Source organism: Sphaerochaeta associata, from assembly GCF_022869165.1.
In the GTDB taxonomy this organism is placed as follows: domain Bacteria; phylum Spirochaetota; class Spirochaetia; order Sphaerochaetales; family Sphaerochaetaceae; genus Sphaerochaeta; species Sphaerochaeta associata.
Window position 1 is genome coordinate 1,863,592 of the sequence record NZ_CP094929.1, and the last position, 18,872, is coordinate 1,882,463.

An 18,872-nucleotide genomic window follows, 5' to 3' on the forward strand; every position below is an offset into this window, starting at 1 on the left:
AAAACCCCTTTACGTTGTTGCATACCGCTTGGTCAAATCCGCAAGTGTGCGGAAATCCTGTTTCACATGACCATACAACTCTTTATATAATTTGAAATATTCCATATACATGTGATGAACTTCGATATTGGGTTCCATGGGACTTACATAGACGGCTTTTTCCTTTGCTATGGAAAAATCCTTGAACATGCCGATGGAGATACCGGCAAGCAGCGCATCACCATACGGTGCTCCCACCCTGTTCTCAACCATCACGGTAGGGCAATTGAATACATCGGTGATAATGCGGCGCCAGAGCACACTTTTCGCACCGCCTTCATTGAGTACGATGGGAGAGTGCATCTCGACCCCGGTCTGCTTGATCAAGGAGTAGGAGTCGTACAAGGCGTACGCAACCGCTTCCATCATCGCCCTTGCTATGTGCCCGCGGCCGTGATGCAAGGAAAGCCCGAACATCACCGCCTTGGCATACACATCCCAAATCGGGGTTCTCTCACCCATCATGTAAGGAAGTATCAACAAGCCTTCGCTGCCTGGAGGTACTACAGATGCATCCTCATTGATCAGGTCATAGACGTCCTTTCCTTGTGCAGCAAGCTGCAGTTTTTCCGCCTTATAGAACGTATCGCGCACATAGCGGATAAGGTGACCGCCTGTTGTGGTAGTAGGAACGGTTATGAAAGTTTTCTCTGAGTCCGTTGTATAATTGAAGGCAATCATGGATGCATGAAATACCGGTTCATCGTGAATAATGCCAAAATTGCCGCAGGTTCCCAGATTCATCTGGATATCCCCCACTTCTATGGCACCGGCTCCGCTGTACCCTGCGTTGCAATCCACCTGCCCTGCACATACACGAATTCCAGGGACGAGTGAACACGCCTTTGCGGCCTCCTCGGTTACCTCACCGACAATATCTTCACAACGGAAAAGCGGAGGGAAAAGCGTTTCTGACAAACCGATTTCCTTCAGTATTTCAGCATTGAATTCCCGCTTGAGCAGGTCATAGGCAACCCCGTAGAAGGCGGCACCCGAGTAGTGCGCAGAATACTGGTTGGTAAGCTTGTACGTCACAAAGCCATCGATGGAAAGCGCTTTATGGATGCGCTTGAAAACCTCAGGCCGATGATGTTTTTCCCAGAGCAGGTTGACGATCATAGGATGGTCATCCAACCTGTTTTTTGTCACTTCAAATATCCTCTTTTCACCGAGGAGTTCACGTAGTGCATTCACTTCCTCTATGGCACGTCGATCCATCAGATTGTATGCCCTCGCCACCGGTTCTCCTTGCCCGTCCACCATCACCAGGCTTGGCATGGCCGAAGAGATGGCAATTGCCTGTACATCCTTTGCCTGCACATTCGCCTGAGCAAGAACTTGGGGAATCAACGTACATGCTAATTCCCAGTACGTGTTTGCATCGTGTTCAGACCAACCCGGGTGATCGGTGAAAATGGGATACTCTTGAAACGCATAGGCTCTGACAGCAGCCTGTGCGTCGACGAGGGTGACTTTTCCGCCACCCGTTCCATAGTCCAGTCCAAGTACATACATGCTGTGACCTCGCTTTAAGCCTTCAAAATATTACGTCGCTCAAGTTTGTGGATTTGTGTTGTTCGAACACTGTCGATGAACACTGCCATGAAGATGATGAGCGCCATAATGATGGGCTGAATGTAGATGTCGATATTTGCGAATACCAAGCCGGCCTGAATCATCTCGATCATCACGGTGCCTAAAACGGTACCGGGGAATACCGTTCCAATTCCCCCGAAGAGGCTGGCTCCACCAAGTACTGCAGCAGCGATTGCATCAAATTCTTCACCGGAACCAAATCCTGCATTTACACGTCCGATCTGCGTAATGGTGACAAAGCCACCGAGTGCTGCCAACAAGCCGCTGATCACGTACGTACTTGCAATGAGACGGTCGCATTTGATTCCAGCTTTCTTGGCAAACTCCAAATCATTTCCGACTGCGTAGAGTTGGCGTCCGTAGCGTGTTCGATTGAGCACCAGGGCGGCGATCAATACCACTACCAGGAAAATGAATATCTGCAGGGGAATGAATCCCAACACCTTTGAAGTACTCATCAGCGTAACGCTGTCGGGGTAGTTGACAGCTACCGAGCGGGTGATGAACAACCCAAAACCTCGGGCTACCGTCTGGGTGATCAAGGTGGTGATGAATGGCACGAGCCTGAGCTTGGTGATCGCGAACGCATTCACCATACCGATGATCAAACCTACACACAGACTGAGCAATACAGCCAGCACTACAGGAACCTGAAACTCATTGATGAGTTTTCCACACACCACTGCAGAGAGGTACATAGTCGAGCCCACGCTCAGATCGATGCCCCCTGTCAGAAGGACAAAGGTCATTCCTACTGCAATAATTCCGATATACGATGCATTGCTCATGATGTTCTGGAAATTCTTCAGCGTAAAAAAGCGGGGTGCTATCAAGCCGAACATAATGAAAATGAGAACAAAGAGTACTGCCGTCGAATTTTTCAATGTGAATTTAATCACCTTAGTCCTGTCCATTTGCCACCGCCTTTTCGTTTGAGCCATACTCCAAGGACTGTCGGAAGGCTATTCGCATGATGTGCTCTTGATTGAAATCCTTCCTGAGGAACTCATGCATCACCTCACCCTGGCTCCATACAATAATCCTATCGCACATAGCCATCAGTTCCTCTACTTCACTGGAAATGAACAGAATGCCTGTACCCTCCGAAGCCAATCGATCCATGATCACGTACACTTCATACTTCGCTCCCACATCGATACCTCGTGTAGGTTCATCCATAATCAACAGCGAAGGATGCTTGAGCAGCCACTTGCCGATGACCACCTTTTGCTGATTACCCCCTGAAAGGCTTTTCACCTTTTGGTTCTTCAAGCTTGTGCATTTAAGGTGAAGGGAGGTTCCAATCTCTTGGGCTTCCTTGGACAAGCGCTTTGTGTTCACCAAACGGGTAATAGGAGCCGAGAAGTCAGGAAGTGATACGAGGGCGATGTTTTCAAGAATCGGATAATCCATCAACAACCCTTCTTCGCGCCTGTTTTCCGTGATGAAGGCCAGTCCGCGCTTGATGCTCTCTTGCGGCTTGTGTTTGGGAAGAGGCTCTCCCTGCACCATGATGGAGCCTTCCCGATAGGAATCCACACCGAACACCATGCGGGCAAACTCAGTACGACCCGAACCCATGAGCCCGAACATTCCTACGATTTCCCCTTCCCGCACATTGATGTTGATGTTCCTTACAATACCGGTTTCCGAGACCTTGTTTGACTTTAGAATCACATTGCTCTTGATTGTTGAGTGCCGTTCGGGAAACACGTTGCTTATCTCACGGCCAACCATCAGGTTGATCATTCTATGAATTGGAAAATCTTCAATGGGACCGCCGCAAATGACTTGTCCGTCACGAAGAACGACTATATCGTCAACCAGGGAGATGACGTCCGAGAGGATGTGGGAGATATAGATGATGGATTTTCCTTCATCACGCAATCTTCTCATGATGGCGAACAGGTTCTCGGTCTCTTTTGCCGTCAACGAAGTTGTTGGTTCGTCAAAGAGGAGAATGTCGGCATTGGTACTTAGGGCTTTTGCTATTTCAACCAATTGCCGTTCGCCCGGCGAAAGATTCTCCACAAGAATATTGGGAGAAATATCCAGATGCAGTGAGTCCAGCAACTCTTTGCAGCAAAAGCGCATCTGCTTCTTGTTGAAGAACGGTGTCTTCTGGATGCAAGGAAATTTGGAGATTGAGATATTCTCTGAAACCGAGAGATTGGTAAAGAGATTCAACTCTTGGTGAATGAATTCAATGCCATGTGCAGATGCATCGAGAGGGCTTTTGGGGGTATACGGTGCTCCATGCAACTGCATGACGCCCTCGTCCGGTTCAAGAACACCACCCATGATGTTCATCAATGTGGACTTGCCTGCACCGTTCTCCCCTACCAGTCCGAGAATTTTTCCCCGCTCCAGCTCGAAGGAGACATCTTTCAAAGCATGCACGCCAAAAAATCGTTTGGTTATGTGTTTATAACTGAATACTACGTCTGCCATGATTTTCTCCTACATCTGCGACTTGCGAATGCTGTTTCTTGCTACATCCAACAGAGCAGCTACGAGGATGACTGAGCCTTTGACCATATCGATGATGTAAAATGAAAGGTTCAACATATTCAGGGAGTTTGCAAGAATGATGAAGAAGAACACGCCGAAAATCGTCCAGGTAACTTTCCCCTTCCCTCCGGCGAGACTGATACCACCGATGATGTTGGCTCCGACAATATCTATGAACAAGGTGCTGCCCAGTGTGGGCCTTCCCATCTCCAGACGGGAGGAATAGAGTACTCCGGCTATTGCTGCACATGCTCCACTGAGCATGTACGCTGCGATTATGGTGGTTTTTGCCGGTACTCCGCTTATCTCTGAAGCAGTGGTGTTGATACCTACTGCATACAGTCGTTTTCCAAATAAGGTTCGTGTCAGGACAATATGGGCGATGATTGCCAAAAACAGGGCAATGATCAAGGATCCTGAAATAAACGAACCCTTTGTCTTGCTGATTTGCAAATATGCTTGCGGCAAATGCCTGATGTTTTCACTCTTGGTCAGATATATCGCCATTGCCGAGAAGAGCATCATAGAAACCAGTGTGACGATAAATGGCGGCATTTTAAAATATGCAACGGAAAATCCGTTGAGAAAGCCGATGAAGAGGCCGACGGCGAGCATGACCAGAATTCCCACGGGAACTGCAAAGGCACTTGCTCCGAGCAAGCCTCCCTGCTCGGAGAGCAATACTCCCCAAAGCGGTGATTTCGTAAAGAGGATGGGATCGGCACTGCTGGTCATGACCACTGCACCGATTACGCTGGACATAGCCATTACCGAAGTCTGGGAAAGATCAATTCCTGCTAGAATCAGGACGAACGTTTGACCGATTGCAACCACAAGCAAAGGCCACATGTTTGAGAGTATGTTCTGGATATTCATCGGATGCCAGAGACGTGGAATGATGGGGGTTAATACCAAAATGTAGAGTATTGTCAGATAGAGGACGAAATATTCTGAAAGCAGCAGGCGTTTTGCCAAACTTGCATGCATAGTGATCGTGCGGGAACTTGCTGTAAGCGCGGTCTTCTGCATCATGGGAGTGCCTTCATCCGGCCTTTGCTTTCTCAACGATTGTTTCATAACGACTTCTTTCCTTACTTCAAACGATGCCAAGAGAGCTCACATGCCCTCTCGGCATCGATTCAAACACTCATCTCACAGTTATTTCTTCTCTTTATAGAGAACCCAACCCCACATTTCCTCGGCTTTGGTTGAAAGATTAGCCTGAGTCAATGCAAATCCAGGATCGTCCATCCACTTGTCGGGAGTCTTTTCGCCGCTCTTGATTGCCAAGAGCATTGCTTCAAGCATCAAGTCAGCTTCGTAGAAGAGGTTCTGTACACCTGTAGCATCCAAATAGCCTTCTTCAAGCAGTCTAGCTGCGGTTACGTCACCGTCCAGGCCGCCAAGAATGACGTGGTTGGGATCGCCTACCAGATTCCACTTGCCCAACGGAGCAAGAACGGACTTGATAACAGGGAAGAGGAAGTCGGAAGAGGTGAACAGGAAGTCAATCTTCGGATTTGCCTGCATGGCGCTCTGCAGATTAGCCAGGGCTACGTTTGCATCCCATTTGGTTGGAATCTCAACAGGAGCCTGAGCCCAAAGGTCAGGATACTTTGCCATGACATTCATGAAGCCTTGGCGTCTGCCGACAGCATTCGGATCTCCGAGGTCACCGACCATGATGGCGGGATACACTTTTCGGCCAAGCTTCTTAGCTTCCTGAGCCATGTGCTCAACTGCTGCTTCGGCAATCACTTCGTTGTTAGCTACAACAACCAGATTCTTTGCACTGCGGTCTGAAGGAGGTCTGTTGAACACGCCGATGGGAACGCCGGCTTCGTTGCAAACCTTGGCAATCGTTACTGCACTTTCACCGTCCTGGGGAATAATGATTACACCATCAACACCCTGGGTAATGACGTCCTTGACCTGCTCAAGCTGTCGGTTGGCATCCTCGTTGGCGTTCTTTTCAATTACCTTGATCCCATTTTCACGCAACGTTTCCGTAATAGCCTTGTGACCGGCTACCCAGAATTCCGTCTCAAGATCCTGAAAACAGAATGCGATGGTGATTTCATCGGATTTCGCTTCCTTTGCACCCGCTGAGAACAGCAGTGTAGGTGCCAACAGGCACATCACTACCAACAAAATAGTCAGCTTTTTCATAACTTTCTCCTTTTTTATGAATTCGTACCTAAAGACTACCACGTCAGAGGTGGTTGACTAGGGAGAGAAAGTAGACATTTTGTAGGATGTTTTGCACTTTTACGTATATAATTATGAAATTAATAGAGAAATACCGGCTTACTGTTTTCACTGATGTAGGTAGTCTTCGGTTTCAAGGGGAGATACGGCAGCACCATGACAACTATCGTTCCTTCCTGGCTGCTCGTAATCTTCAGGTCATACAGCGAGCCAAAGTTGAGGGTGATGCGGTCACGAACGTTACGCAGCCCAACGCTATGGATGCTTGCACTGTCCTTAAGATCGGAGCGTACACGCATAAGCGTCTGCTCATCGATGCCCTGTCCATTATCGATGACGGTTATGTGTACCTTTTCTTCCACTTCATGGGCTCTGATGGTGATGATCCCGCCATTCCCAATTTCGTTGAACGCATGCAGAATGCTATTCTCTACAATAGGTTGCAGAATAAATCGCAAGGTATACAGGTCCAGCAGTTTTTCCTCGACATCCCATACAACACTGAACCGGTCCGAATACCGATAGCGTTGCAAATCGATATAGAGCTGCGCATGTTCCAGCTCCTTGCGCAGCGTTACATACATCTCCCCATCGCCCATGGAAATCCTGAACAACTTTGCAAGCAGCTTGATCATCTCCACCGCCCGATCATCCTTCATGCTGATCATGAATCGAATCGTCTCCAGCGTATTGTACAGGAAGTGAGGATTGATCTGAGCCTGCAAGGCTTTCATTTGGGAATCACGGAGCATTATGTCAATTCCGTGGCGTTCCAAATCATTAATATTTTTCAGTTTCTTAACGAAGGTATTGAAATATTCGGCGAGCCTTCCTACTTCATCATTCGACCCGATCGAGAGTGAGCTGAGCAGGTTTACCTCACCTTCGGAGAGTTCTTTGATCTTCTTGGTTATGAGGGTGATGGGCTTAGTAATTCTCCGTCCGATCAGAAAACCCAATACCTGGGCAACGATGAGGGAGATACCGAATATTACGATGAAGATACTACGAATTGCATAGAGGCTGCCATAGAAGTCGTGCATGGTAGAACCGACGATCACAATCCAGTTCATTTCAGAGATATATTTGAAGTAAGCCAGATGATTGGTTGACTTTCCGGTCTCTGCATCTATCTGTGAGTATTGTATGCGGCCATTCCTTTGAAATACCAAATTGACGATATCCTGATGATTCATCAATTGCTTCCCTTCTTCCTTCGGATGCACAACCACCCGGCCGAGATAGTCGACAATATAGGGAACGCCTTCTTTACCAACAGGAACGCTGAGCAGCTGCTCCCGAAGGGCCTGCATGTCGACCTGTGCCTGGGAGGTATACATCAGAGCCACTACGTTGCCGTCTTCATACAGGAGTTGATACCCTGTGAACACCCACTCCTTGTTGATATAGTCGTAATCGCGGCTGTACCACGTACCCTCACGCATCACCAAGGTATTCATGGACGAATCGTTGGGGATAAGCCATCCGATACCGTGATACGTACTACTCGATCGATCACTGGAGGAAACACAGAGAAACCCTTCTTTGGTCAGTACGAACAAGGATGCGACACCCTCTGTTTTCTGTGCAATTTGATCAACGATGCCATGATTGAGTGAGACATCCTCTGATGCAATGAAAAGAGACGGCGCTTGGAGCTCATAGGACTTTTCCCGTATCGGATCATAGGCCAGCAGGGGTTTATTCACAGAAGGCCCAACTGCAATGTCATCCCCTATATAGTGCTGTGCAACAATAAGATCCTTGATGATCTCACCCCGTTTGTTTTCAATGCTTGTCTCTACAATTTTGGCGATGAGAGCGCTGGAAGTATCGAGATTGGCATCGACATTCTCGGTGATGACCGTCTCTATCCGAGAATAGGTGATAAAGCTGGCGAAAAGCAGGACCAAGATAATGAGCAGACCGAAAGAGATGCCGAGTTTGGATGACAGGGGCACAAACCGCTTATTCATCGTGGCCGACCTTGCGATACTCTAACGGAGTGAGAGATGTACAACGTTTGAATACGTCGCTGAAATAGTGTTGGTCGTTGAACCCTACTGCAGCTGCTACTTCGTATATTTTTGCGTTGGTTGACCGAAGCAATCGTTTGGCTTCATGAATCTGTTTTTCCAGAAGATACTCTTTGAAATTGACCCCGACCTCACGCTTGAACAGTTTGCTGAGATAGGTGGCTGTAAGGCCGAGTTCTCGAGCAAGTTCATCAAGACTGATGACATTCTGAAATCCTTGATCGATGCGTTGCAGGGCATCGCGAATACTTTTGCTGTAACAGGTGCTCTTGTGGTTTTCAATCTTCTGGCAGGAAAGAAGTCCGAGCATGATGGCAAGATACTGTGTCCGTCTAGCCGTAAGGCAATATTCAAATAAGGGAAGTACAGAATCAAAGTATTGGGAAATGGAGTCAAAGGAGGCTCCACAGGCGAGAACTGATGCCTTCAGAGCGCTCATATACTCCGTAAGATACGCCATTGCCGAGTTGAAATGCTTCTTTTCCAGCGTTTCAAACAGCTGCTCTTTCTCTTGAATGGATCCTTGTTTCTTGTGAATGCACATCTCCTTTGCCAATTGGACAGGGTCAGGCAGAGTGATGTACTGAGCATCAGAACGGACGTGATGATACGCTAAGGTGCCAACCTCTCCTATCGACGCGTTCCAAAACAATGCGTCCGCTTGGGAAAGCCATAGGGAAAGCTGGTCATCAGGCCAACCATCCAGATTGTCGACGGTACATCCCAGTCCCATAAGTGCCACGGGAAATTCTTGGGAGGTATGTGCCTTCAGAGATTGAAATAGCGCAGCTATCTTCTCTTCTGCTACCGCTTTTTCACAGGTAAAAATACAAAGATAGCGTTGATTGTGTAGTTTGAGTACTACAAGATCTTCCAAATCCAGATACGGTTCAAACATTTCATATCGGGGAAAAGAAGTAGACTCTATATCCGTATTAACCGCCGCCTTGAACAGCTGCTCTGTGGGGAGCAGCTGCAGAAGCAACATCGCAACGGCACACTGTTTGTTTTGTTGTTTCCAGGAGAGGAACTCCCTTGCATCCTGTAGTTGCATCTTTCCTGCAATAAGGTGAGAAAGCTCTTCCTGGACTATGATCTTCTGCATTTTTTGCAAAGAGGCCTTTCTTGTTCGGATCTTATCCAACTCATCACGTAAATGGGTAAATACGTCTACAATCTCTTCCTCTGCACAGGGCTTGAGCAAGTAGTGGTACACTCCATAGCGAATTGCATTTTGGGCATAGGAAAAATTGTCGTAACCACTGAGAATCACGACACGGGTCTCTGGATAGTTCAATTTGATGAGACGGGCGAGCTCAATGCCTGAAACACGGGGCATCCGTATGTCAGCGAGAACAACATCAACAGCAGCCTTTTCAAGGAAACGCAATGCATCTTCACCGGATGCAACCGCAGCGGCGATCGAGTATCCGAGAGCTTGCCACGAGACTACCTGCTTCAATCCTTCACGAATTACAGCCTCATCATCGACTATCAGAATGGAATAAGCCATGGTAGGATTATAAAGTACCTATGCGCTGGGCACAACAATGATATGCGGTTTGTATGCTAAAGAGCATCTATTAAGGTTCCAACGACAAGAGTGACGCACACTACGGTAATTGTGATGCAAGGAGATGAGGAATGCATCGAGTACTTTCTTGGCTTCTTGGTGGCGATGTCTCAATCCAATATCAGACTCACAGAGATCTTCTGCAAAGTGAAGGAATGCTTCTAGAGCACCTGCAACAGAGAATTGAGACCGAGGGGTTTGGGTCTCAGTTGCTTTCTGCAAGAAATACAAGCGGACATTGGGGGCTTTGGTACTATCAACCCAAGTGGACCAGTACACATTACACGCTTTGCGACCTGAAGAGCCTTTGCCTTGCACCGTCAAATCTCATAGCTGCAGAAATGGTTGAACGAGCCCTTAGTGAATGCCAGCTTCCCGATGGCGGACTGAACTTCGCAAAGAGCAACTTGCCAAGCGATATGGCTGTGAATGGCATGTTCTTGGAGTATGCATCCTATTTTTGCCCCAAAGATTCCCGCCTATCGCCTCTTGTTTCCTGCATACTCACCCATCATAAACGTGACGGTGGCTTCAGCTGGGACAATGAGTCGTTGACAAGCGACCCTCATACCACCCTGTGTGTGTTGGAAGGACTCTATTCCTACATGTGCTCTACCCGAAATGCGGAATCAGTTGGAACCATCATCGATGCAGCCCTGCAATGGTTGTATGAGAGAAATCTTTGTATCGGTGAAGATCGGCGATACACCCGGTTGGCATTTCCTCATCGGTATCGATACGACCTGCTTCGATTTCTTGAGTTCGCAGCAAGAGCTGACATTCCCTGGAACGAGAACATCGAAAAAGCAGTAACTTGGTTGGTGAACAAACAGCTCGATGGGGTATGGAATTTGGAACTTGTACATCCAGGAAAGGTTCATGTACAGTTTGAGCCGGTGAAGCAACCAAGCAGGTTCATCACCCTCAAAGCCTTGAGCATCCTCAACTTTTATGCATCCGATTCGAAGACGGCTGCAAAGGCATGGAATATGTTTGTTCGGGAGACGGATGCCGGTGCCTTCACCTGAAAGCACCGGCAAATGGTTACAGTCTCTTAGCGCCGTGCCATCATGTCATGCAGGCCGCCGCCGTTCTCCACGTTTGTGAAGCCCATCTGCTTGAGCATGCGCATGCCGTAGCTGGAGCGGGCTCCCGATGCGCAGTAGATGAGAATCTCTCGATTCTTATCCTCAATCGTCTGTGCCCACTCAGCAAGACTGTCCAATCCTACGTTGATCGCTCCCGGATACGCTCCCATGGCAAACTCCATCGGCGTACGTACGTCGAGGATAAGCGGACCATGCTCATCGGCTTCACAGGCACTCTCTGTACCCAAGCCTTCTGAAGCGTCTTCTTTTCTCTCATTGACGGTCTTTCTCTCGGTTGGGAACAAGCCCACACTCAGGTGCTCGAACCCGACTGCCCGAGCATGGCGCTCCAAACTGATATACCCGCCGCTGAGGTTGTACACCTTGTCAAACCCGGCTCCCTTGAGCATTCTGAGGGCAACGTGGCCTTTCTGACCGTCATCGCTGATCAAAAGAATGGTGTGCTCCTTGGGTATCCGGTCAAGGTTTTCGCGCAGCACGTTCTGGCTGAGGTTGTTCGTACCACGCAGGTTCGCCTTTGCGTAGCTGATGGGATCACGAAGATCGATGGCGATCGGAGTCTGTTCAAGTACAAACTGCTCAAACTCCTGGGCAAGGATGGAGGGGCTGAAACCGGTTTGCTTGTTAATGGCTGTGAAGGCTGCCATGTTCACCGGACCATTGGGAGAGTTGAACGGAGGGGCGTAGGCGAGGTCGAGTTCTGCAAGGTCTTCGATGGTCAGTCCGCCTGCTATTGCTGTAGTCAATACGTCGATTCGCTTGTCCACACCCACCCTTCCGGCGACCTGGGCTCCAAGGACCTTCTTCGATGCCTTATCCCAAATCAACATCAGGCTCACTTTCTCCGATCCCGGATAGTAGGCGGTATGGCTGGCCTTGTGTACAACCACCGCATCGGCATCGAAGCCGGCATCCTTGGCTCCCTTCAAGCTCAAACCGGTGGAACCTGCTGCAACCTCAAAGACTTTTACAATGGAGGAACCCATCGCCCCCTTGTACACATGATCGCCTCCTAGTGCATTTTCTGCGGCAATGCGTCCCTGCCTGTTGGCCGGACCTGCCAGAGGAAGGCGTACCGTGTTTCCAGATACTGTCTGATGGATTTCAATCATATCTCCGGCTGCATAAATGGACGGGTCGCTGGTGCGCAGATGCTCATCCACCTTAAGGCCGCCGCAGGAGCCCAGTTCAAGGTTTGCCTCTTTTACCAGTTGCAGGGTAGGCCTTACTCCTACTGAAAGCAGGACAAAATCAGTGTCTACGGCAGTTCCGTCGTTGAGCCGTACACAGGTATCCTCCACGGCTTGCAGCGACTTGCCTAATTTCAGCTTGACGCCATAGTCCTGCAGCTCCTTGGTAAGCATGCCGGCAAACTCCCCTTCAAGGTTGGGCATGACCTGGCCGGCCATTTCCACCAGGGTAACAGCTATGCCGCGCTTGGATAGTGCTTCCACCATCTCAAGGCCGATGAAACCGCCTCCGACTACGACCGCCTTTTTGGGCTCCTTTTCGGTGATGTATCGATCCATGCGGTCCATGTCATCGAGCGTCCACAACTGAAAAACATGACTCTTATCTACGCCGGGAAGTGGGGGAACGATGGGTTTGCCTCCCTGGGCAAGAATGAGTGCATCGTACGGAAATAGTGATTCTTCACCGGTCTGGGTATTGCGTGCCTTGACTTGCTTGGTTTCTCGGTCGATGGAGAGAGCCTGGGTATTGGTATGTACCTTGACCCGATACTGGTCATGGAATGTTTCCTCGCTCGCCAGGATCAACGATGAACGATAGGCTATGTCCCTTCCAAGATAATAGGGAAGCCCGCAGTTGGCAAACGATACGTCCGCTCCTGCTTCCAACAAGGTAATAGTGACATCGTTGTCAAGTCTTCGAGCTCTGGCGGCAGCAGTAGCTCCGGCTGCAACCCCACCGATTATTAAAAGATTTTTCATCAACTTCTCCTCTGGTAACGCTCCGAATATAGTATATTTAGTTGCTAGTGGCAAGTATTATGCAAAGGTTTTTATCTTCTGCATTCAATCACTTGAAGAACTATACAGAGTTGTTGGCGAGTTGTTGGAGATTCGTGGAGTTGGTAATAATACCCTTGCAGGATAGCTCCACCATCATGAATATTGGCGTACATTTAACCTAGAGGGAGACTTCCAATGAAACAGGGAAAACCAAAGATTGTGATCAGCATGCTGCTCATCCTGATTATGCTGTTCACTAGCTGCACTACTGCATCCAACCAGACAATCATCGCACAGGAATCGACGCTTGCCGATGTCGAATCATCGTCAATCTTTACCGTCGACCCCGCACCTTACCGGGCTTCAGTCTCTTCTCCGCTTCAAGCTCAAACATACTATGATGAGCAGGACATCGTGGATGCTTCGAGTTTTCAGGCGGTGTACATTGACGTAAATCAGAAAGATGCGGTGATTGAGGGAGTATCGGCAACCTGGGCAGAGGAAGGAAACCTCACCATCACCCATGATGGCAGCGATCTCATTAATTATATCCTTAGTGGACAGATGGATGGCACGGTAGTAATTGCAAACAACCAGGCTCCGTACATGGTAACACTGAACGGGGTCAAGATTACCGGCACCACGCTTCCCGCCCTGCAATTGGCAGGTTCAGAGAAGGCATTTCTCGTCCTCGCCGATGCAAGCGTAAACATACTCTCAGATACCCCGGAGAACAGCAAAAAAGGGGTGCTCACGGCAGCGGGGGATGTAATAGTTTCGGGCAATGGATCACTTGAGGCCAGTGCATACAAGAAACATGTTCTGAAAATTGATGGAACCTTGAGAATTCTGGGCGGCAATGTGCATCTCAGGACGACAGAAAATGCAGAGGGCAATGCCATCAGTGTTGATAAGGCGTTCATCATGGATGACGGGTCTATGACCATTGAAGCGAACGGCTCGGTTTACGGAGAGGAAAGCAAAGGCATCAAGGTCAATGGAGTGGAGGAAGAAGGCACTGCAAACGGCTTTGCGGTAGTCAACGGGGGAACCCTTACCATCACATCCGTAGGCAAGGCCCTCACTGCAGGCTGGGACAGGGATGAGGATGCAGAGACCGCAACGACGAGCGACGACCCGACTCCCAATGTAATCATCAACAATGGTGTGATTACGCTTACCACGACCGGCAAGCCGTATGAGGTGAGCGAGGATGAGTCGCTTAGTCCCGAGGGGCTTGAGGCAAAAGAGCACCTGATCATCAACGGCGGCCTGATCCAGGTCTCCGCAACCGACGATGCATTGAACGCCGGCTCCAGCATAGAGATCAATGGCGGCCTGTTGTTCGCCTACAGCAGTCAAGCCGACGGCCTCGATTCCAACGGAACCGTCGAAGTCAACGGCGGGACCATCATCGCCCTCGGTTCCCGTGCACCGGAAACTGCAATAGATTGCGACAACAATCAGAACTTCACCTATCGCGGTGGTACCATTGTTGCCATCGGAGGTGCTGCAAACAATACTCCGCTTGCACAAGAGACATCAGGTTATGTAATTACCTACGGTGGAAAACTGGAATCCGGGGCTGCCTTGTCTCTGTTGAATGCACAGAACGAACACGTGCTGGCCTACAGCATCCCTTCGTATTATTCAGAAGGCCAAGCCCTCCTGCTTGCCTCTGATGAGTTGCAAGCCGGCCAGGCATTCACCCTATTGGTCGGTGGAAAGCTCACCGACGGAAACCATTTCAACGGCCTTGCATTGGGACAACCTGTGTATGATGGAGGAGAGCAGCTGCAAGCTGAAATAACTTCAAGGGTCTCCCATGTTGGAGAAGCCTTGCGCTCCATGGGATTTGGAGGTAATCGACCTGAACCTCCCGAAGGGTTTGGAGGCGAAAGGCCTGATTTCCCTGAAGGGTTCGGACCTCCAATGTTCAAGCAATAAGCTGGATGAGCAACCCCTCTTTTAGGGAAAAGGAGGGGTTTTCTCACTGCCAAATTGCAGCAGAGGGTATACACTGAAGCAAGGAGTTGCAACACCATGGCCTCTTGCTTGAATTTGCTTTCCTTACTCATCAGTTCGCTTGGGTTCTCCCTCTTCTACGGTCTTTCAGTTAGTCCCGCTCGATTGGCACGAACGAAAGGAGAGAAGGCGTATCGGCTTGCAGCCCGTTACCGATTGATCTGTTCGGTATGCATGAGTATTGCCTTCATCAATTTCATCCTCTACCGCATTCTGCCCGTCTCCTCCGATCCACTGTCGCCGACGTTCCCATGGCCCTACCCGATCAGCGTTGCGGTCGCCGCAGCTTTGGCCCTGCCTGCCGGCATGCTCTTGGTCAGTGCACTCAAAGCAGCGGGAAAAGAGACTCTCGTTCCCAAGAAAGAGCATGAGCTCTATCGGGGTATCTATGAGAAAATCCGTCATCCGCAGGCCATCGGCGAGCTGGCTTTTTGGTATGTGACCGCACTCTTGCTTGATTCTCCGTTTCTCATCCTGGTTGCTGTGCTGTATACGCCCATCTGGATAGTGTGGTGTTTTCTTGAGGAATGGGACCTGTCGATCAGGTATGGAGAGGAGTACCTGCGGTATCAAGCAAGAACAGGTATGTTCATTCCCAAACGCAAGCATGGGGGTTCTCCCAGCAATACTGGTTGGGACAGAAAACATCGTACCTGATTAGAGGTTTGCTCTGCATCTTGCATATCCAGTGCCATACAGCAATTGTTTTCTGTCAAGACAATTTGTGATACATCACTGTATCTTTCAGACATTATTGTTAATCTGATAGTATGATATCTTGCAATTATTAACCATTAAATGTATTGTTTTTGAAAGAAGAAAATAGGCGTATGTATAGCTCTATTGCTTCTTCCATCTTTTCTTGTCTTCGGTGTCATAGCTACCTACTCTACCTACCCTTTGAAGCTCGAAAGCTACAACTCCATCTATGTGAACAAGTATGGTGGGACAGGCACGAATCACTACCAAAACATGATGGCGATGCACATGGGTCGGTTCACCATCGATACGCAGGGACAGACAATCAGGTCGTTCGCTTTGCTTTCAAACATCTCCAACGAGTTTGTTTTCAGAGGGCCGACAACATGGAATCCCAATAAAAACGATAAACTTGGCTTCCATGGAGTTGCCATTCTCAGATACGGATCGCAATTATATAATTCGAATCTCAACCAGGGAAATGTAAATCCGATCAATCCCACCAATAGTCCGATGAACGGCTTGATCACCATAGACTTCTTCTTGATCTCCCACAATCCGGACACTGTATTTATTCCCGAACGAACCTACACGCATCAGAGTGGCACTGTGGGAAACTTCGTCGTTTCCTATTCGACCGAAAATGAAGACTTTTGGAATACCGACTTCACCCCTGTCACCGGAGCCGACGGAGAACCTGTTCCCCAGCAGCCTTATCTCGGGTCTGGTACTGTTACGCCTGATGTTGCAGTTCCTTATGAAGATCCCACCGATCCTGTCTTCGATTTCTCAATCGTCGAAATCCAACAGCAATTCGACCTGGACAAAGCTTACAACACCGCCGCTGCCTATGTTGCCAAAGCCCAGGTAGTCGTCACCAATGTCCAAGCCGGCAATCCTGCCGGAGTCACCCTTACCTTCAGCAGTGACTCCACTACCGATTTTTTTGAGATGCGGCACACGGAAGAACAGAATCTGGAACCCATCGGATACAAACTCCTCTTCGATTCTACCATCATAGAACCCGGTGACTCGGTGGATTGGGTAGGCTTTTCCAATGCAACGTATACAAAGAACATCTATGTCACCCAAGTACAGGAACACGCGGTAGAGAACCTGGTTGCAGGCACATACAGCGATACCATCACCGTTCAGCTCACCCCCAAGGACACCCTGTAAGAAGCGGCTTCCTTCTCGACTAGGGGAATTTTGACTTCAGGTGAAAAAACCCTTGAGGCATATCAATGCATTCCCAACAACGTATGGTGCTTGAAAAAGTATGCGGCTATGCTATTGTCATGATTGTATGGAAACACTAAGGAACCCCGGCTTGGCCAAGCCCCTGTTTGCAGGAAAGAACAGCCACTTCTTCGATGCATGCCTGTATAGCGGCATGGGCTCGGTGTTTGCAGACAACCAAAGCAGGCCATACAGTGCAATAGCCATACTTGGTGACTATGCCGTCTTGGGCGGACAACCCTCCGAAGCTTTGCTTGCCGACATCTCCGCCATGCGCTCTGATGCATACCTTATCCTGGTTGGACCCGATCATAGGTGGAATGAGCTCATTGAAACAGCCTATGGCAACCGGGCGAAAGCAATTACACGCTATGCACTGAAAAAGAGTGAGCACAGCTTCAATACAGCAACCCTGCAGCATTGTGTCGATTCACTGAAACCCGGCTTTGCGCTACAGCCCATCAAAGAAGAGTTGTACCATAGGTGCCTGAGTGAGAGTTGGTCAAAGGATTTGGTCGCACTCTATCCGACCTATGACCGGTATGCTGAACATGGACTTGGCTTTTGTGTGCTCAAGGACGGGAACATTGTCAGCGGTGCCTCATCGTACTACTTCTATGAGAAGGGAATCGAAATCGAAGTCGATACACATCCTGAGTATAGAAAGCAGGGACTGGCCACCGCCTGCTGTGCCAGTCTCATCCTAAGCTGCCTGCAGCGAAGCCTATTCCCCTCCTGGGATGCCCATACAACCACATCCCTGCATCTGGCCCAAAAGCTTGGGTATCATTTTGCATATGCATATCGCGCATATGAGATTGGAAGCTGAACAGTCTCCCTTGCTTTGAGAGAACCATCAGTCGTACTATCAAACAAAGCGAGGGCCTATGAAAACAAAGTATCCGGTGCACAAGGATTATCGAACCATCAACATCGGTGTACCGATGTATGCTCCACTGCTGCCTCTCTTTCAGAGGATGACCCGCTTTTTGTACGCAAAACAGAGTGTTCCAAGTACCATCAAATGTCAGAAACTCACGCTGAAAAGCTTCGATGGATATACACTTCCTATGGAACTATTCAGCCCTCATACCGCTAACGACAAATCCCCATGCATTCTGTTTCTGCATGGCGGGGCGTTCGCCCTGCCCGCCAATGATTTTCATAAGAAGCTGATGTGCGAATATGCGCTTGGTTCGAATATCAAAGTTCTCTTTGTCGATTACCGCTTGGTCCCCAAGCATCGGTTTCCCCATGGACTTGAGGACTGCTTTGCAGCGTATGCATATATAACCGGCCATGCCGGCGAACTTGGCATTGATTCCGACCGAATTGCCCTTTGCGGCGATAGTGCCGGAGGGGCCTTGGCTGCTTCCCTCATCCATCTGATCAGGGACAGAAACCTTACCAAACCCTTGTTTCAGATGCTCATCTATCCGGTTTTGGATGCAAGGCAGCAAACCGATTCCATGAAACGGTTTATTGATACTCCCATCTGGAATGCACGGCAGAACAAAAAAATGTGGAATCTCTACTGCAAAAACCCGACCACCCAAGCGTATTGCTCCCCCATGCAAATTCCATCGTTTGCACGATTGCCCAAAGCGTATATTGAAGCAAATGAGTTTGATTGCCTGCGTGATGAAGCAATAGAATACGCCAGACAACTGCAGGACGCAGGTGTGGAAGTTACCATGAACCAGACCAAGGGAACGGTGCATGGATTTGAGCTGAATTGGAAAAGCGAGTATACCCAACAGATAATCAAGCAAAGAATTGCATACATGAACCAACAATTGGCCGTTGTGGATTAGCAGCTTCATTTTAGTATGGTTTTAGTAACAACCTTATGCTATTGGACATT

The 18,872-nt window shown here is 49.0% G+C and carries 14 protein-coding genes; 6 read left to right on the forward strand and 8 right to left on the reverse strand.

The annotated features are described in order from the left end of the window. Positions 1–9: 9 nt before the first annotated feature. The 7 genes from MUG09_RS08635 to MUG09_RS08665 form a co-directional block, all read right to left on the reverse strand. A complete protein-coding gene (locus tag MUG09_RS08635; protein ID WP_244771014.1) occupies positions 10–1,554 on the reverse strand; it encodes an FGGY-family carbohydrate kinase in 1,545 nt (514 codons plus the stop codon). A gap of 14 nt (positions 1,555–1,568) precedes the next feature. After that, on the reverse strand, positions 1,569–2,549 hold the full coding sequence (locus MUG09_RS08640; protein ID WP_244771015.1) for an ABC transporter permease: 981 nt from the start codon (positions 2,547–2,549) through the stop codon (positions 1,569–1,571). Next, entirely contained in the window at positions 2,536–4,086 is a 1,551-nt protein-coding gene (locus MUG09_RS08645) for a sugar ABC transporter ATP-binding protein (protein WP_244771016.1), read from the reverse strand. Before MUG09_RS08645 ends, MUG09_RS08640 begins: the two co-directional genes overlap by 14 nt. 9 nt (positions 4,087–4,095) lie before the next feature. After that, on the reverse strand, positions 4,096–5,223 hold the full coding sequence (locus MUG09_RS08650) for an ABC transporter permease (protein WP_244771017.1): 1,128 nt from the start codon (positions 5,221–5,223) through the stop codon (positions 4,096–4,098). Positions 5,224–5,304: 81 nt separating this feature from the next. Then, positions 5,305–6,315, reverse strand: coding sequence for a sugar ABC transporter substrate-binding protein (locus tag MUG09_RS08655; RefSeq protein ID WP_244771018.1), 1,011 nt, complete (start codon positions 6,313–6,315; stop codon positions 5,305–5,307). A gap of 119 nt (positions 6,316–6,434) precedes the next feature. Beyond that, complete coding sequence (locus MUG09_RS08660; protein ID WP_244771019.1) at positions 6,435–8,330, reverse strand: Cache 3/Cache 2 fusion domain-containing protein; 1,896 nt, start codon at positions 8,328–8,330, stop codon at positions 6,435–6,437. After that, positions 8,323–9,903 (reverse strand): response regulator transcription factor, encoded by a 1,581-nt coding sequence (locus MUG09_RS08665; protein WP_244771020.1) that lies wholly within the window; start codon positions 9,901–9,903, stop codon positions 8,323–8,325. The genes MUG09_RS08660 and MUG09_RS08665 overlap by 8 nt, the downstream gene beginning before the upstream one ends. 131 nt (positions 9,904–10,034) lie before the next feature. On the opposite strand from MUG09_RS08665, the gene MUG09_RS08670 reads away from it, so the two are divergent. Further along, a complete protein-coding gene (locus MUG09_RS08670) occupies positions 10,035–10,991 on the forward strand; it encodes a prenyltransferase/squalene oxidase repeat-containing protein (RefSeq protein ID WP_244771021.1) in 957 nt (318 codons plus the stop codon). Positions 10,992–11,017: 26 nt separating this feature from the next. Here MUG09_RS08670 and MUG09_RS08675 read toward each other — a convergent pair whose 3' ends face one another. After that, a complete protein-coding gene (locus tag MUG09_RS08675; RefSeq protein WP_244771022.1) occupies positions 11,018–13,024 on the reverse strand; it encodes an FAD-dependent oxidoreductase in 2,007 nt (668 codons plus the stop codon). 216 nt (positions 13,025–13,240) lie between these two features. Between MUG09_RS08675 and MUG09_RS08680 the strand changes: the two genes are divergently transcribed. The 5 genes from MUG09_RS08680 (at position 13,241) to MUG09_RS08700 (ending at position 18,822) form a co-directional block, all read left to right on the forward strand. After that, entirely contained in the window at positions 13,241–14,992 is a 1,752-nt protein-coding gene (locus MUG09_RS08680; protein ID WP_244771023.1) for a carbohydrate-binding domain-containing protein, read from the forward strand. A 96-nt stretch (positions 14,993–15,088) separates the two neighbouring features. Next, positions 15,089–15,727 (forward strand): methyltransferase family protein, encoded by a 639-nt coding sequence (locus tag MUG09_RS08685; protein ID WP_244771024.1) that lies wholly within the window; start codon positions 15,089–15,091, stop codon positions 15,725–15,727. A gap of 243 nt (positions 15,728–15,970) precedes the next feature. Then, on the forward strand, positions 15,971–16,948 hold the full coding sequence (locus MUG09_RS08690; protein WP_244771025.1) for a hypothetical protein: 978 nt from the start codon (positions 15,971–15,973) through the stop codon (positions 16,946–16,948). Positions 16,949–17,075: 127 nt separating this feature from the next. After that, positions 17,076–17,837 (forward strand): GNAT family N-acetyltransferase, encoded by a 762-nt coding sequence (locus MUG09_RS08695; RefSeq protein WP_244771026.1) that lies wholly within the window; start codon positions 17,076–17,078, stop codon positions 17,835–17,837. A gap of 58 nt (positions 17,838–17,895) precedes the next feature. After that, positions 17,896–18,822 carry an alpha/beta hydrolase gene (locus MUG09_RS08700; RefSeq protein ID WP_244771027.1) on the forward strand — a complete coding sequence of 309 codons (927 nt, stop codon included), beginning with the start codon at positions 17,896–17,898 and terminating at the stop codon, positions 18,820–18,822. Positions 18,823–18,872 lie beyond the last annotated feature (50 nt).

Coding starts and splice junctions, on each gene's coding strand:
- MUG09_RS08635 (WP_244771014.1), bottom strand. CDS start 1,554: ATGTATGTACTTGGACTGGACTATGGAACGGGTGGCGGAAAAGTCACC.
- MUG09_RS08640 (WP_244771015.1), bottom strand. CDS start 2,549: ATGGACAGGACTAAGGTGATTAAATTCACATTGAAAAATTCGACGGCA.
- MUG09_RS08645 (WP_244771016.1), bottom strand. CDS start 4,086: ATGGCAGACGTAGTATTCAGTTATAAACACATAACCAAACGATTTTTT.
- MUG09_RS08650 (WP_244771017.1), bottom strand. CDS start 5,223: ATGAAACAATCGTTGAGAAAGCAAAGGCCGGATGAAGGCACTCCCATG.
- MUG09_RS08655 (WP_244771018.1), bottom strand. CDS start 6,315: ATGAAAAAGCTGACTATTTTGTTGGTAGTGATGTGCCTGTTGGCACCT.
- MUG09_RS08660 (WP_244771019.1), bottom strand. CDS start 8,330: ATGAATAAGCGGTTTGTGCCCCTGTCATCCAAACTCGGCATCTCTTTC.
- MUG09_RS08665 (WP_244771020.1), bottom strand. CDS start 9,903: ATGGCTTATTCCATTCTGATAGTCGATGATGAGGCTGTAATTCGTGAA.
- MUG09_RS08670 (WP_244771021.1), top strand. CDS start 10,035: ATGCATCGAGTACTTTCTTGGCTTCTTGGTGGCGATGTCTCAATCCAA.
- MUG09_RS08675 (WP_244771022.1), bottom strand. CDS start 13,024: ATGAAAAATCTTTTAATAATCGGTGGGGTTGCAGCCGGAGCTACTGCT.
- MUG09_RS08680 (WP_244771023.1), top strand. CDS start 13,241: ATGAAACAGGGAAAACCAAAGATTGTGATCAGCATGCTGCTCATCCTG.
- MUG09_RS08685 (WP_244771024.1), top strand. CDS start 15,089: ATGGCCTCTTGCTTGAATTTGCTTTCCTTACTCATCAGTTCGCTTGGG.
- MUG09_RS08695 (WP_244771026.1), top strand. CDS start 17,076: ATGGAAACACTAAGGAACCCCGGCTTGGCCAAGCCCCTGTTTGCAGGA.
- MUG09_RS08700 (WP_244771027.1), top strand. CDS start 17,896: ATGAAAACAAAGTATCCGGTGCACAAGGATTATCGAACCATCAACATC.